Source organism: Mucilaginibacter rigui, assembly GCF_014773275.1.
Taxonomy (GTDB): domain Bacteria; phylum Bacteroidota; class Bacteroidia; order Sphingobacteriales; family Sphingobacteriaceae; genus Mucilaginibacter; species Mucilaginibacter rigui_A.
On sequence record NZ_JACWMW010000002.1, the window covers coordinates 346,377 to 360,743 of the forward strand.

Consider the following 14,367-nt stretch of genomic DNA (forward strand, 5'->3'; position numbering starts at 1 on the left):
TTTAATTAATGGGCTGGCCGGCGTAATTATATTTTTTTCCGTCGATCTCATAAATGGTGCTTTTGCCTGTAAGCGATATAGTAGGGTCGCCTAAGGTTTTATATGGGATCTGTTTAACTTTCTTCCCTGAAGTATCAATCAGGCTGAAAATATTGTTATCAAACACCAGGGCATAACCACCGGCAAAACCGTAGGCAACTGTATATTTCCCAAAAACAGGCTGCCCCGCTTTGTTTAAATACCCGTATGATTTATTGATGTCGTCCGTACGGTATACTGCAAAGCCTTCCTGAAAATCATTTATATAATTAAATTTAGGTTCTGTTACTTTGGTGCCGTCAACTTTCATAATACCCTTTTGATAGCTGTCAGACCCCTCAGAATATAGCAATAAGTCCTTATCAATTGGCTTTAAATTAACGTACGTAGGCTGAATAACGGTTCGCCCATCTTTATCTATCAGCCCTAACTTCTCTTTTTCATTTTCAATTATTAGCATACCATAATCAGGGTATGGAGTTATTTTTAGGCCCTTCAGGTCATTAACCAGTTTATTATCCAGGGTTCTGATCTCGTATTTCTTGCGCCCCCTTTTTGATTTGGTTAAGAGTAGTGTATTGCCTGTTTTTTCTATGTCATCGTATTCAAAAGGGATAACCACTTTGTCATCATTCTCTAAAACACCAACGTATTTATTCGAGTCGGAAAACATGGTTAAATGATCTGAGATATCCTTTATATACGTATAGCCCTTTTTAATAGGGATAAGCTTTTTATTAGGCACATCCAGGTGAAAATCCTGCTTTTCTTTATAGTCTTTATAATACAAGCCGATATTGTCGGAGCGGTCTAACCGGCCATATGAGGCAGGAACGATAATGGTATAATTACTGTCAACTATTCCGTATTTATCAACCCGGTTATCGGCGAAGGCTTGATAAGGCGAAGCAATCTGTGTTATTTTTGCAACGGCAGACTGCGCTATTGTTTCTTTTTCGCGGCCAATGTATAAGATCAGTTCTGATATCTTATCAGGGAATTTTAAAGTAACCCTTTGTTTTTCTAATCCAAACAGGTCTTTATCCTCTTCCATAAGTTGTTTAAGGCGCTTAATGGCATCAAAACCTTTCAGGTTCTTGTCGTTTTCAAGGCTTTTATACTTGGTTATAAAGCCGTGGTATTTGGCTATAGCCGGGAAGAGAGACGATGGTATTTTATTTAACTCTTTTACAATGGCGTCATTGTTATTTAATTTGGAAGCTGTTTTAAGGATCTGCAAAGCCGAAGCCAGGTCATTTTTGATATTGCCCTTAATGGTTGTTAGCGGCATTGCAGAATTACTAGATGAATTCATGAGTACACCCGCGGGGTTCAGGGCCTGGTACGACAGGAGATCTTTATACAAAGGCAGTGGGGTGTCAAATTCTATATTATCATCCCCTGCCGAATCTATTTCGATGGTATATTTATTATAAGCGATCTCTTTTTTGCCCTGGGGGTTAAATTTAAAGGTTTCAAAACTTTTTGGGTATTCGTACTTAAAATCGACCGCCGCGCTATCGGCCTTTACCATGCCAATTTTATCTTCGGGATAGGCCCGCCCTTTGGTATATACCTTTTTTAATTTTACATCAATATCATCTGTGGATATGTTTCCAAGCTTTTCATCTATAGCAACCTGGAACCGGGAGTTGGGAAGTTCGGGCGTTTGTATAAAGTATAGCTTTTTTGAGTATTCATTAATATCATTTTTAATAGCAGCAAAGTCGGTATTGATCCGAAAAGCAGAATCGGGCTTTACCTCTGCTTTTTTTCCGCTGCCATCGCTCATGGAGATACCAAAACCTATGTAGATGGTAAACCCGTCCATTTCTTCTTTTAGGGAAGTTAAACTGTCAATATCGGTCTTTAAAGTTTTCTGAAGTTTATCTCCTGATAAGGCAGAGATCCTTTTTATATACTCATCCTTAGTTTTTACATCTTCGAGAGATGACGTTGAGCAGGATGCAGCAATCAGAATAAAGAATAAACCGAATGTATACGATATGCCTGAGTGTATTTTTTTATTCATTGTGATTGGTGTGGTTTAATATTATTACCAGAAAATAAAGTATAGATGATGGCATCACAACAACAAAAATGAGATCGTTGTTTTAAACTAAATGGGCTTATTTGATGCAGGAGGGTGAATATCAGGGGTTTTTCTTCAAGGTATCCCTTGGCGCATTGGTTGTGCCGGTACCATTACCGCTGGTGTCTTTACCGCCGGTTTCTACAGGTGTTGCGGGTAATTTGCCGGTATCGGCAGGGCTCTCGTTACCCACATGTGTTTGGCCGGAATCAGCCGCCGCGCTATCTGTCGCTTTGTTTGCCGAATTACCTTGGCAGGCCGATAAAAATAGCGTTGCTGCCGCGAATAAATAAACAAATAACCTTTTCATAATTAACGGGTTGATGTACCTTAACTACAAACAATAACAGTTACCTGTTTTAATTTTTGCGAAAAACGGAAATAAAAAAGCCGGATAAACCTGTTATGGTTTGCCCGGCGTGTAAGTGTTTTTGCCTGGGATGCTATTTACAAAACTTTGTTTGGTTCTCTATAGCATACTTATTGCCAAGATCAATAGCCTTCTTAAAATCTATACAAGCGCCTTTATCATCTCCGGCGTAATGTTTTGCAACACCCCTGCTATTGAATGCGTCGCCATCTTTCGGATCAAGCTCTATCGCTTTATTATAATCAATAATAGCACCAGTAAAATCTTCTAAATAACGCTTTGCCAGGCCACGGTTAAAATAAGCATCAGTGTATTTTGGGTCCAGCTCAATAGCCTTGTTCAGGTCGGGGATACTGTTTTCATAATCTTCCAGGTTAATCCTGGCCGTACCTCTTTTAAAATAGCCGTCCGGGTCTTTAGGGCTCAGGGCGATAAACTGACTGTAGTCATCAACAGATTCGTTATAATTATTAAGAGCGTCATTAGCAAGCCCACGGTTATAATAGGCAATATCATACTTGGGGTCTATCTCCAGGGCTTTGTTAACATCTTCAATTTCACCTTTATAATCTTTAAGGTTGTATTTAGTAACACCCCTTGAGTTATAAGCCTCGGCATATTTGGGATCTAACTTTAATGTTTGGGTATAATCTTCTATAGCGCTTTCGTATTGATCTAAATTACGCTTTGCGTTACCGCGCATATAATAGCCATCCGGGTCATTTGGGGTAATCTTTATGGATTGGTTATAATCTTCAATGGCCGCGGCATATTTTTTTTGCAGCGATTTAGCATACCCCCTGTTATAGTAAGCTCCGGCCGCTGTTGGCGAAAGGGCAATAGAGCGGGTATAATCGGCAATAGCGCCATCATAATCTTCCAGGCGTTTTTTGGTGATGCCGCGTTCGTTAAAAAAATCGTCGTCTTTAGGGTTCAGGTCAATGGCGGTATTAAAATCAAGTAGCGCGGCTTTATCATCATCCATATGCCTTTTAGCCAGGCCCCTGTTATAATAAGAGATAGCCCTTTTTGGGTTGTTGGTAATAGCCAGCGTATAATCGGCAATGGCCCCTTTATAATCTTCCAGGGCATCTTTTACAAGGCCGCGTTCTATCAGGGCATCCTCATATTTAGGGTTTAGTGCAATGGCTGCATCATAATCTTCAAGCGCAGCTTTATTGTTTTCGAGTTTGCGCTGTGCCGAAGCCCGTTTAAAAAACGCGGTGGCGTCTTTTGGGGTTTGCGCTATTTGTTTAGTGTAATACTTTATGGTTGATACGGCTTTGGCGCTATCGGCATTTGGTGTTGCTGTTTGCGCGTTTCCAAATAACGGGCAAAGTAAAACCAGCAAGGTTAACTTTTTCATTGTGTAAGGTAATAGGTTATTCAACTAATATAATTGTTTTTTATGGGATACCAGGCAGGATAGAAAATCACTGTGCTTTTTCTATCCTTAAGCCGGCGTCAATAACCTCGTGAAGTGGGTTATCGCGCATGTTTTGCTCTATCTCAAAATGATAAACCCCCCTGGCCGGGAATTTATATTGCGTGCGTAAAGGCAACTGATAGCTGTATAAATTACCGCTGCCGCTGCCCAGCCATTCGCCATCTTTATTGGCCAGTTTAAACTCGTAGCGGGTGGTATGTGTTTTTTTACCCGGCGATGTTTGCGATAAAAGCGCGAACAAATTGGAGTACTTATAACTGCCGCTTACCCTTACATTAAAGTACAGGTTATACGGCACGCTGATATCGTCTATCTTAACATCGTATTTTACACGGTTAACGTACGACCAGTTATGGTTAGCAATCTCTATATTTTGATCAATAATCGCATTTGGGTCGGTGCAGCCCTGCGCTGTAAAAAGCGCGAGGGCAGTTAATCCGTAAAAAACAAATTTAAACGCATTCATTTACTCAGACTTGGGCGGATTATCGTTTCGTGGTTGATTGTTATTTGGGTTATTTGGCCGGCGGTTATTGTTGCGCCTGTTGTTATTGCCCTGCGGGCGATTGCCAATGCCCCCCTCTGGCCTTGGCCCTGCCTGCTGCCCATCGGGGCGGTTGCCGCCCTGCTGATTTTGCTGGCGGTTGCCCTGCGGTCGGTTACCGCCTTCGGGGCGTTGCGCATCGGGCCTGTTGCCACCTTGTTGGTGCTGCTGGCGGTTGCCTTCCGGGCGCTGTCCCTCGGGCCTGTTGCTGCCGCCCTGCTGGCGGTTAACGTCCGGCCTTGGCCCGGTTTGTTGCCCGTCCGGGCGGTTGCCCCCCTGATTGCGGTTACGGCTTTTATTTTTGTTTTTATTCTTGTTGTTCTGGTTGCGTCTATCATCAAGGCGGGTAAGGCTATCCTGGCCTACAACATTCTCGTAATCCAGCACTTTTACCGGTTTGGTTTCTATTTCAACAACTTCGCCCAAATCGGCAGGGATAATACCCTCGCGGTTTTGTTGTTGAATTTCTTTAACCTTGGCGATCGGCATCGGCACCCATGCTTCCTCGCGCGGGTAGCTAAACCACATTATTTTTTTGAAAATGTCTGTTTTTTGCAGGCGGGCATCGCCCTTTTCGGTTTTCAACACGTTTACATTATCAGGGATATGCTTAAGCGCATCCATGTAAGTATCCAGTTCGTAGTTAAGGCAGCATTTTAGCTTACCACACTGGCCGGCCAGTTTAAGCGTGTTTAACGAAAGATTTTGATAGCGCGCTGCCGAGGTTGAAACGGTTTTAAAATCGGTTAACCAGGTGCTGCAGCACAGTTCGCGGCCACATGAGCCTATACCGCCAAGGCGGCTTGCTTCCTGGCGCATACCTATCTGGCGCATCTCTATACGGATGCGGAAACTCTCGGCCATTTTTTTGATCAGTTCCCTGAAATCAACGCGGCCTTCGGCCGTATAATAAAAGGTTGCCTTAGTTTTATCGCCCTGGTAATCAACATCGCTTATCTTCATAGATAAGTTTAGTTCCAATGCCAGCGTGCGCGATTTATGCATGGTTTCCCACTCCATATCCTTGGCAAGCTTCCACTTATCTACATCGGCAACAGTGGCACGGCGATAGATCTTTTTAACAACATCGGCTTCTTTTACGTGGCGCTTGGTCATTTGCATACGCACCAGTTCGCCGGTGATAGAAACATGGCCAATATCATAACCGCCGGTAGTGGTTTCAACCGCTACCAGATCGCCTGCTTCCAGGTAAATGTTATCGTTATTGTGATAAAACTCCTTACGCGACCCCTTGAATTTTACTTCTACAATTGAGTAAGGCTTATAGTTAGTTGGCATATCCATATGCGATAGCCAATCGTGTACATCTAATTTGCTGCAACCATTTGTAAGGCATGAGCCATTACTTTTGCAGCCTGCAGGCGAACAACCGCCGCCTGTTGAGCAACTTCCGCATCCCATAATTTAATTCGGTATATAATGAGTCCCCGTAGGGGTAATTTTAAAACTTAGTACTTTTATAATTTGTAAAGATACGTCTAAAAACAAGATTTTAGGGTTAGCATTACGTTCTATATGATAATGAGCCTTTTCCAGCTCGGTTATAATGGCCTGCGCCATGGCATTATTGATCACTGCCGACATCTTTTTTGCTGTTTCCAGCTCCTGTTCGGGCAGTTTCACTATCCTGTCGGCCCCGGCCCTTAACAGGCAGCACTCGCGGATAAAACTGGTGCCGTAGCGTAAAAAATTCTTTTGGTTTTCGCGGCCCATTTTTGATGCCTGGTCAACAAAGCGCAATACATCAAGCCCTTTGTTGCCAAAACATAAACGCAGCCAGTCAACAAAAAGCGTGTGGTAGCTTTTGGTATCGTGCTGCAGCATGCCCAGCGCTTCGGTCATGTTGCCATTGCTCAGATAGGCAATTTCGGCCGCGGCGGTTTCTGTTTGATGATGTTTATTCATCAGCTCCCCTTTAATATCCTCAAAGTTTAAACAAGGGATCTTGATGAGCTGGGTACGCGACAGGATGGTGTTCAGTATCTGGTCCTGGTTTTGGGCCACAAGCAAAAACAGCGTATTGGGCTGCGGCTCCTCAATTACTTTAAGCAAAGCATTGCCCTCTTTATCCAAATACTCAGGCAGCCAAAGAATGAGGATCTTGTAAACCGACTCGAATGGTTTAAAGCTCAGCTTTTTAATGATCTGGTGGCACTCGGCAATGTTGATGTTGGCCTGCTTATTATCAGCATCCAGATAGCCGCGCCAAATATCGAGGCTTAAATATGGGTTGGTTGTAAAGGCATCGCGCCATTGCTCAATAAAGGTAAGAGCGGTATCATCTTTATGTTTAGCGAAGAAGGGATATGAAAAATGCAGATCGGGGTGCATCAGTTTCTGGTACTTCCGGCATGATGGGCATACCCCGCATGAATCATCGGGCTGCTTATCCTCGCACGATAGATATTGCGCGTAAGCAACCGCAAGGGCCAAACCGCCCGCACCTTCGGGACCTAAAAACAATTGTGCGTGGCTTACCCTGTTCTCGTTTACCGAGTTGATGAGCCTTTGCTTAATTGCCTCCTGTCCGATGATGTCTTTAAATTGCATTTGGTGCAAGGTAAAAATTAGATATGAGATTTTAGATATGAGATTTGAGACAACCGGGGGATTGGCCTATCTTTGAATGAAATAAGCGCTAAATTTTTGCTATGCGACATCTCATATCTCATATCTCACATCTCATATCTGCAAAGCCATGCGCATAATGGCTTTTGATTACGGTACCAAGCGCATCGGCATAGCGGTTACCGACCCGATGCAGATTATTGCGACGGGCCTGGATACCATCCATCCGTTAAAAATTATCGACTATCTGAAAAAATACCTGCAAACCGAGCAGGTAGAGCGTTTTGTACTTGGCGAGCCCAAGCAAATGGATAATACGCCATCGCAATCGGCCATGCATGTTAGGGGCTTTGCCAACCTGCTCAAAAAAACGTTCCCCGGGATCCCGGTGGAGATGTTTGATGAACGTTTTACCTCAAAAATGGCATCCGCCACCATAGCACAAAGCGGTATGGGTAAAAAAGCAAGGCAAAATAAGGAATTGGTAGATACAATATCGGCAGTGATACTGCTGCAGAGCTGGATGAGTAAGAGTTATTGATTTCTGTGTGCGTACAGAAATGCGTTACAGAACTACATATCAATCAGCAAACTCTCACCAAACTTTTGCGAAACGGTTTTTTGCTCGTTGCCATCAATACTGATCACCAGCGAACTATCAAAGGGGATCTTCTCTATCAGTTGAATTTTTGTGCCGATGTTGATATTGAGCTTAATTAAGTATTGCAAAAAAGCGCTGGTGGTATCTTTTACCGCGGCAACACGGCAATGCGCGCCGGCTTTAACATCGGCCAGGGTGGTTGAGTAACGCTTGGGCATTTTACCGTTGGCTTTGGGTATCGGGTCGCCGTGCGGGTCGTACTCGGGGAACCCCAGGAATTTGTCAAGGCGGTCGGCAAGAGTGGCGTCTTTAATATGCTCCAGTTCTTCGGCAATATCATGGATCTCGTCCCAATGGTAATCCAGCTTCTCCAGTAAAAACACTTCCCACAGGCGGTGGCGGCGAACAATCAGCGTAGCATCCTTTTGTCCCTGCGTAGTTAGTTCCACACCCTTCTTTTTATCATAGGCTATCAGCTGCTTATCGGTAAGTTTACGGATCATATCCACCACCGATGCCGGGTTGTTACTCAGCGATTCGGCTATGGCTGTTGGGGTGATCTTCTGCCCCTTATCCTGCAGGCGGTAAATACATTTCAGGTAGTTCTCTTCCGATAGTGTGTGCATACTCAATTATTGGGTTGTACAAACATAAACAAAAATGTATGGTTATAAATAAAATTAGTCTCGTCTAATTTTATTTAACTGGTTAATTAAATTATTTATATACGTTTGTACAAAATTTATATCTATGCGTTTACTATTACTACTTACTCTAACTATATCAACGCTAACATCTTCAGCACAAAATAGCAGCTTAAATGGTGTAGTCACAGCAAACAATACCCCGCTTGCCTATGCAACCATTGTACTTAGCAGTACAAAATATGGCACCACTACCAACGATAAAGGCTTCTACGAAATTAAAAACATCACCCCCGGCGAATACATGGCCATATTTAGTTGTGTAGGCTATATAACCGAACGCGTAAAAGTTAATATCGCCGCAGGAAATCCCGCTATTTTAAATATCTCCCTGAAAGAAAACAGCTCGAAGCTGAGCGAAGTGGTGGTAACAGGCGTTTCGCGCGCTACCGAATTACGCAGCAACCCGGTGCCTATTGTGGTGCTGGGAAAAAAGGATATAGACCAGCATGTAAACAACAACATTATTGATGCTATTGTAAAAGGCATCCCCGGGGTAACTGCGGTTACTACTGGGCCAAACATCTCCAAACCCTTCATACGGGGGTTGGGGTATAACCGCGTGCTTACTTTGTATGATGGCATCCGGCAGGAGGGCCAGCAATGGGGCGATGAGCATGGCATCGAGATTGACCAGTATGGCATTGCCCGTGTCGAGGTAATTAAAGGCCCCGCGAGTTTAACCTATGGGTCGGACGCGCTGGCGGGCGTTATCAACCTGATCCCCTACATCCCTAACGGGCAGGATGGTAAACTGAACGGTGATATCATTACCGATTACCATACCAATAACGGCCTCATTGGGTCTTCGCTGGGTTTATCCTACAAAAAAAACGACTGGAAATACGCCTTCCGCGCTACAGGTAAAATGGCGCATAATTATCAAAATAAGGTTGATGGATACGTTTATAATTCAGCGTTTCAGGAGTATATAATATCGGGGATGGCAAGGGTTGATAAGGGTTGGGGCTCTTCGCAATCCGCCCTTACTACTTATGATAATAAACAGGAGATCCCCGATGGCAGCCGCGATTCGCTCACCCGCAGGTTTACTGTACAGGTTGCCGAAGCCGGAAATGATGATATTAAAAACCGACCCATCGCGCCGCAGGCCTGGCTTAACTCGTACGGTGTTACACCCCTGCATCAGCACATACAGCACTACCGCGTTTACAACAAAACCGAAGTTAAACTTGGCGATGGCCTGTTTGCTTCGGCGCTTGGCTGGCAGCAAAGCATAAGGCGCGAGTATAACCATCCCACGCAGCCCGGTCAGGCGGGGTTATATGTTACGTTGAACACCCTGAACTACGATTGGAGGTACAGCCCAAAGGTGGTCAACGGGTGGGAAACCTCTTTCGGTGTAAATGGCATTTATCAAACCAACCGCAGCAAGCAGGCTACCGATTTCCCGATACCCGATTATAACCTGTTTGATATAGGCGGGTTTTTCTTCGCCAAAAAAAGCGTAGGTAAAATGGATATCTCGGGCGGCATAAGGTATGATACCCGTAACATCAACTGGGATGATTTTTACGTAGGCGCTAACCCGGCCAATGGTTTTGAGCAAAGGGTAAACGCCAACACTCCTGGTGGGCGGTTGCAGTTCCCAAACTTTAAACATACCTATCATGGGGTATCGGGCAGTTTAGGTTTTACATACAATGTGAGTGAGCGTATCCTTTTAAAAGCCAATATTGCCCGTGGGTACCGCGCGCCAAATATTACGGAGATAGGCAGCAACGGCCTCGACCCCGGCGCGCATATTGTTTATCTCGGTAACCGCACCTTTGGTCCCGAGTTTAGCCTGCAGGAAGATCTGGGCCTTATTGCCTACCTGAAAGATGCCGACCTCATGCTGGAGGTTTTCAATAACCAGATTTCGAATTACATTTATCAATCGCGGCTGGACGATGCCAACGGCAACCCGGTTATTATTGTGCCCGGTAATACTACTTACCAATACCAGCAAAGCAAAGCGCGCCTGTATGGAGCGGAGTTTACGTTTAACCTGCACCCGCGCGGCGCCAATTGGCTGGAGTGGAACAACAGCGCGGCTTATGTTACCGGCATTAACCAAAACCGGGCGCTGATAGCGCAAAGCAACGGCGCGGCTAAATATCTGCCGTTTATCCCACCGCTGCATATCCGATCGGAAGTGAAACTGAAACTGCAGGGTAGCTATGGCGTATTCTCAAAAGTTTACTTTCGTGCCGAGGCAGACGCCTATGCCACACAAAACCGTTATTACGCCTTAAATGATACAGAAACCCCAACGCACGGTTATACGCTCATTAACGCAGGTATGGGCAGTACGTTAAAGGCAAAATCGGGCAAAACCATTTGCGAGCTGTTTTTACAGGCCGATAATTTGTTTGATGTAGCCTATCAATCAAACCTTAACCGCTTAAAATATTTTGAATACTATAATGCATCGCCAAATGGCCGTAGCGGAATTTATAACATCGGAAGGAATATAAGCATGAAGGTGATAGTGCCATTTTAAGTTTAGATCGTTCCACTTAATTCAAACATGCCGGCATGTTAGCTGTTAAATAACCACTTATCAGCCTTTCCACTATGCGGTTATTATCCATCATATTACTTTTTGTTGTCGTTACCCTATCGTCGTTTGCACAGGTAAAGCCCGTTCGCATTGGCAGGCATGCCTTTACCATTCAGTATATTAGCTTTAACAAAACAGGTCCCGGCAGCGTGCTCATCAAATCCATCGGAGAGAATGAATACAGTATTGAAGGCGAGCAGCGCGACAAAAGCAAAAACGAATATGTGACCATAAAGGGCACGTTTTTAGCATCGGGGCGCATATTAAAGTTTAACGGCAAAATAGTTTCGCGTATCTCTTACGTCAATAGCGGCCAGCCTTGCGAAAGCAACGGCCTGGTTTTATTTAAGGCCAGCGGTAAAAGAAAATATTGGCGATTGCAGTCGATGCTCAACTGCGATGGCGTATCTACAGATTACATCGATATTTTCTTTTAATGTATTTAATAAAGCATTGGTCATGCATGTCAATCATTAGTTCACTATATCATTTTTAAGCCCATCAAAAACTAAACCTTATGTTAAAAAAAATCAAACCATTAGTATTAATCCTGTTTGTTAGCGTAATCGTTAATTTATGCCCATATAAAACCTTTGCGCAAACAATTATAGCTAACACTCCAAAAGAAAAAAAAGTACTTACACTTATCTCGGCGTTGCCCGAAGTAAAAAAGCATGTTGGCGAAGTAACCGCGTTAAGCAAAGGAAAAACGCCGGTGGAGTTAAGGATCAGTGGCACTCCGGATATCAATATCCCGTATTACCAGGTAAATGTGGTTGATGGCCCCCCAACTAACGTTATCTGCTACCAGTTTGCAGTAGATCCTAAAACCTATCAGATATTTTTTTATGATGCTAAAAAAAACCAGCAATACAGCCTGGAGGAGTGGCGAAAAATGGCGGCTAAAAATTAAAAGTAACTAAAGTTACAAATAGCCAATTGAGCCTGCGGCTTACCGTTGAAAAATATCCGTTTGATTTCTCCCCAAAGAGTGCCAACTTCGCATTCCCGGTTTAACCGGCATTACAAATGGAATCATACAATATTAAGATAGCGCAGGAGCTTGCTGTTGGCAGCAAGCAGGTAAGCGCCACCATTGCCCTGCTTGACGAGGGCGCAACCGTACCGTTCATATCCCGTTACCGCAAGGAAGCAACAGGCAGCCTCGATGAGGTGCAGGTGGCCGCCATCCGCGACCGCGTGCAGCAACTGCGCGACCTGGACAAGCGCCGTGAGGCCATCCTCAAATCGCTGACCGATATGGGCAAGCTTACGCCCGAGCTGGAAAAGCAGATCAATGCTGCCGAAACAATGGTGCTGCTGGAAGATATTTACCTGCCTTATCGGCCAAAACGCAAAACCCGCGCTACGGCGGCCCGCGAAAAAGGTTTGCAGCCCCTGGCCGATGCCGTTTTAGCCCAAAAGAATTTTGATGTAGAGCTGGAAGCCGGGAAGTATATCGACGAAGAAAAAGGCGTAAAAACCCTGGAAGAAGCCCTTGCCGGTGCCCGTGATATTATTGCCGAACACATCAGCGAGCATGCCGAAACCCGCGCCAAAATGCGGGAACTGTTTACGGAAAAGGGCGTTTTTGATTCGAAGGTAGCGCCGGGTAAAGAGGAAGAGGGCATAAAATATAAAGATTACTTTGACTGGTCGGAGCCGGTTAAATCGGCTCCTTCGCATCGCATCCTGGCCATGCGCCGGGGCGAGAAGGAAGAGATCCTGTACCTGGATATTAAACCAGCCGAAGAAGATGCCATTGCGTTATTAGAGCGGGAGTTTATCACCTCGCGTAATGCGGCTGCTACGCAAGTAGGAATGGCCATTGCCGATGGGTACAAGCGTTTGCTTAAACCATCAATGGAAACCGAGATCCGCCTGCTGACCAAGAAGAAAGCCGACGAGGAAGCTATACGTGTATTTGCCGAGAACGCCCGTCAGCTGCTGCTGGGAGCCCCGCTTGGTCAAAAACGCATTATGGCTATCGACCCGGGTTTCCGCACCGGCTGTAAGCTGGTTTGCTTAGACGAGCAGGGACAGTTATTAGAGAACACCGCTATTTACCCGCACACAGGTGCCGGGCAAGCTAAAGAGGCTGAAAAAACCGTACAGCACCTTTTTGAGCGATATAAGATAGAGGCTATTGCCATTGGCAACGGCACCGCAGGCCGCGAAACCGAGTTGTTTGTGCGTAACCTGAACCTACCCGGCGCAACCATCGTTATGGTGAACGAGAGCGGGGCATCCATCTACTCCGCATCTGATGTGGCACGCGAGGAATTCCCGGATAAGGATGTTACCGTAAGGGGCGCCGTATCTATCGGGCGCCGCCTGATGGACCCATTGGCCGAGCTTGTGAAAATAGACCCAAAATCTATCGGTGTGGGCCAGTACCAGCACGATGTGGACCAGAACAAACTCCAAACATCGCTGGATGATACCGTTATGAGTTGTGTGAACGCGGTGGGTGTGGAGTTGAATACCGCATCAAAACAGATCCTTGCTTATGTATCGGGCCTTGGCCCGCAGCTGGCACAAAACATTGTGGAATACCGCAACCAAAACGGCGCTTTTAAACGCCGCGACCAGCTGAAGAAAGTTGCCCGCCTTGGCGATAAGGCCTATGAGCAGGCGGCTGGATTTTTACGCATCCGCGGAGCGGAGAACCCTTTGGACAGCAGTTCTGTACACCCCGAGCGTTATACCCTTGTTGAGCAGATGGCCCAAGACCTTAAATGCACCGTACAGGACCTGATGCGCGACAGTAACCTGCGCAAATCTATCCCGTTGCAAAAATATACGTCGGACACGGTTGGTTTACCTACCCTTAATGATATTATGGCCGAGCTGGCCAAACCCGGCCGCGACCCGCGCGAGCAGTTTGAGGCCTTTAGCTTTACCGAAGGGGTTAACGCCATTAACGATTTGAAGGTGGGTATGAAACTGCCGGGCATTGTAACCAATATTACCAACTTTGGCGCCTTTGTAGATATCGGTGTTCATCAGGATGGCCTGGTACATCTGAGCCAGATAACTAATCGCTTTATTAAAGACCCTAACGAGGTGTTGAAAGTGCATCAAAAGGTTGAGGTAACAGTTACCGAAGTTGACGCAAACCGCAAACGCATTTCGCTATCGATGAAAGAGAACGAAAAGCGAGAACCGGCTACCCAAAAACCGCGCGAAAACAAGCCGGTGCAAAAAGCCTATCCACCAAAACAAAACAAGCCCGAACCGGAGCCGGAAATGGATATGATGAGCAAATTAGCCGCGTTAAAAAACAAATTCAAGTAAACGATTGAGGCCGATGGCCAAAAGGATAGTTAAAGATGCCTAAAGGCGCGTAAACGTTACAAGCCCTTGTGTTAATATTGATACCCCGGCGTAAATATTTAGCGGTGTGGTTGTTGGG

The 14,367-nt window shown here is 45.3% G+C and carries 12 protein-coding genes; 5 read left to right on the forward strand and 7 right to left on the reverse strand.

The window, feature by feature from the left end:
• Position 1: 1 nt before the first annotated feature.
• From IDJ75_RS08665 to IDJ75_RS08690, 6 genes are all read right to left on the reverse strand, one after another.
• Positions 2-2,071, reverse strand: a complete 2,070-nt coding sequence (locus IDJ75_RS08665) for a WG repeat-containing protein (protein ID WP_191175229.1) — start codon at positions 2,069-2,071, stop codon at positions 2-4.
• A gap of 121 nt (positions 2,072-2,192) precedes the next feature.
• A complete protein-coding gene (locus IDJ75_RS08670) occupies positions 2,193-2,441 on the reverse strand; it encodes a hypothetical protein (protein ID WP_191175230.1) in 249 nt (82 codons plus the stop codon).
• Between the two features lie 133 nt (positions 2,442-2,574).
• On the reverse strand, positions 2,575-3,867 hold the full coding sequence (locus tag IDJ75_RS08675) for a tetratricopeptide repeat protein (protein WP_191175231.1): 1,293 nt from the start codon (positions 3,865-3,867) through the stop codon (positions 2,575-2,577).
• Between the two features lie 67 nt (positions 3,868-3,934).
• Positions 3,935-4,414: a gliding motility lipoprotein GldH gene (locus IDJ75_RS08680; protein ID WP_191175232.1), complete on the reverse strand. Its 480-nt coding sequence runs from the start codon at positions 4,412-4,414 to the stop codon at positions 3,935-3,937.
• A complete protein-coding gene (gene ricT, locus IDJ75_RS08685; RefSeq protein ID WP_191175233.1) occupies positions 4,415-5,914 on the reverse strand; it encodes a regulatory iron-sulfur-containing complex subunit RicT in 1,500 nt (499 codons plus the stop codon).
• A gap of 3 nt (positions 5,915-5,917) precedes the next feature.
• A complete protein-coding gene (locus tag IDJ75_RS08690; RefSeq protein WP_191175234.1) occupies positions 5,918-7,063 on the reverse strand; it encodes a DNA polymerase III subunit in 1,146 nt (381 codons plus the stop codon).
• A gap of 148 nt (positions 7,064-7,211) precedes the next feature.
• Between IDJ75_RS08690 and ruvX the strand changes: the two genes are divergently transcribed.
• Positions 7,212-7,622 (forward strand): Holliday junction resolvase RuvX, encoded by a 411-nt coding sequence (gene ruvX / locus IDJ75_RS08695; RefSeq protein WP_191175235.1) that lies wholly within the window; start codon positions 7,212-7,214, stop codon positions 7,620-7,622.
• Positions 7,623-7,654: 32 nt separating this feature from the next.
• Here the strand turns inward: ruvX and IDJ75_RS08700 are convergent, their stop codons facing one another.
• Positions 7,655-8,308, reverse strand: coding sequence for a metal-dependent transcriptional regulator (locus IDJ75_RS08700; protein ID WP_191175236.1), 654 nt, complete (start codon positions 8,306-8,308; stop codon positions 7,655-7,657).
• Positions 8,309-8,432: 124 nt separating this feature from the next.
• Between IDJ75_RS08700 and IDJ75_RS08705 the strand changes: the two genes are divergently transcribed.
• The 4 genes from IDJ75_RS08705 to IDJ75_RS08720 all read left to right on the forward strand — a co-directional run bounded on the left by IDJ75_RS08705 (position 8,433) and on the right by IDJ75_RS08720 (position 14,249).
• Positions 8,433-10,892 carry a TonB-dependent receptor gene (locus IDJ75_RS08705; protein WP_191175237.1) on the forward strand — a complete coding sequence of 820 codons (2,460 nt, stop codon included), beginning with the start codon at positions 8,433-8,435 and terminating at the stop codon, positions 10,890-10,892.
• A gap of 74 nt (positions 10,893-10,966) precedes the next feature.
• On the forward strand, positions 10,967-11,389 hold the full coding sequence (locus tag IDJ75_RS08710; protein ID WP_191175238.1) for a hypothetical protein: 423 nt from the start codon (positions 10,967-10,969) through the stop codon (positions 11,387-11,389).
• A gap of 80 nt (positions 11,390-11,469) precedes the next feature.
• On the forward strand, positions 11,470-11,865 hold the full coding sequence (locus IDJ75_RS08715) for a hypothetical protein (RefSeq protein ID WP_191175239.1): 396 nt from the start codon (positions 11,470-11,472) through the stop codon (positions 11,863-11,865).
• Positions 11,866-11,981: 116 nt separating this feature from the next.
• Positions 11,982-14,249, forward strand: coding sequence for a Tex family protein (locus tag IDJ75_RS08720; RefSeq protein ID WP_191175240.1), 2,268 nt, complete (start codon positions 11,982-11,984; stop codon positions 14,247-14,249).
• The last annotated feature ends 118 nt before the right edge of the window (positions 14,250-14,367 follow it).

Excerpts from the sequence above, each read along its gene's own strand:
- IDJ75_RS08665 (WP_191175229.1), bottom strand. The coding sequence starts at position 2,071 with ATGAATAAAAAAATACACTCAGGCATATCGTATACATTCGGTTTATTC.
- IDJ75_RS08670 (WP_191175230.1), bottom strand. The coding sequence starts at position 2,441 with ATGAAAAGGTTATTTGTTTATTTATTCGCGGCAGCAACGCTATTTTTA.
- IDJ75_RS08675 (WP_191175231.1), bottom strand. The coding sequence starts at position 3,867 with ATGAAAAAGTTAACCTTGCTGGTTTTACTTTGCCCGTTATTTGGAAAC.
- IDJ75_RS08680 (WP_191175232.1), bottom strand. The coding sequence starts at position 4,414 with ATGAATGCGTTTAAATTTGTTTTTTACGGATTAACTGCCCTCGCGCTT.
- ricT (WP_191175233.1), bottom strand. The coding sequence starts at position 5,914 with ATGGGATGCGGAAGTTGCTCAACAGGCGGCGGTTGTTCGCCTGCAGGC.
- IDJ75_RS08690 (WP_191175234.1), bottom strand. The coding sequence starts at position 7,063 with ATGCAATTTAAAGACATCATCGGACAGGAGGCAATTAAGCAAAGGCTC.
- ruvX (WP_191175235.1), top strand. The coding sequence starts at position 7,212 with ATGCGCATAATGGCTTTTGATTACGGTACCAAGCGCATCGGCATAGCG.
- IDJ75_RS08700 (WP_191175236.1), bottom strand. The coding sequence starts at position 8,308 with ATGCACACACTATCGGAAGAGAACTACCTGAAATGTATTTACCGCCTG.
- IDJ75_RS08705 (WP_191175237.1), top strand. The coding sequence starts at position 8,433 with ATGCGTTTACTATTACTACTTACTCTAACTATATCAACGCTAACATCT.
- IDJ75_RS08710 (WP_191175238.1), top strand. The coding sequence starts at position 10,967 with ATGCGGTTATTATCCATCATATTACTTTTTGTTGTCGTTACCCTATCG.
- IDJ75_RS08715 (WP_191175239.1), top strand. The coding sequence starts at position 11,470 with ATGTTAAAAAAAATCAAACCATTAGTATTAATCCTGTTTGTTAGCGTA.
- IDJ75_RS08720 (WP_191175240.1), top strand. The coding sequence starts at position 11,982 with ATGGAATCATACAATATTAAGATAGCGCAGGAGCTTGCTGTTGGCAGC.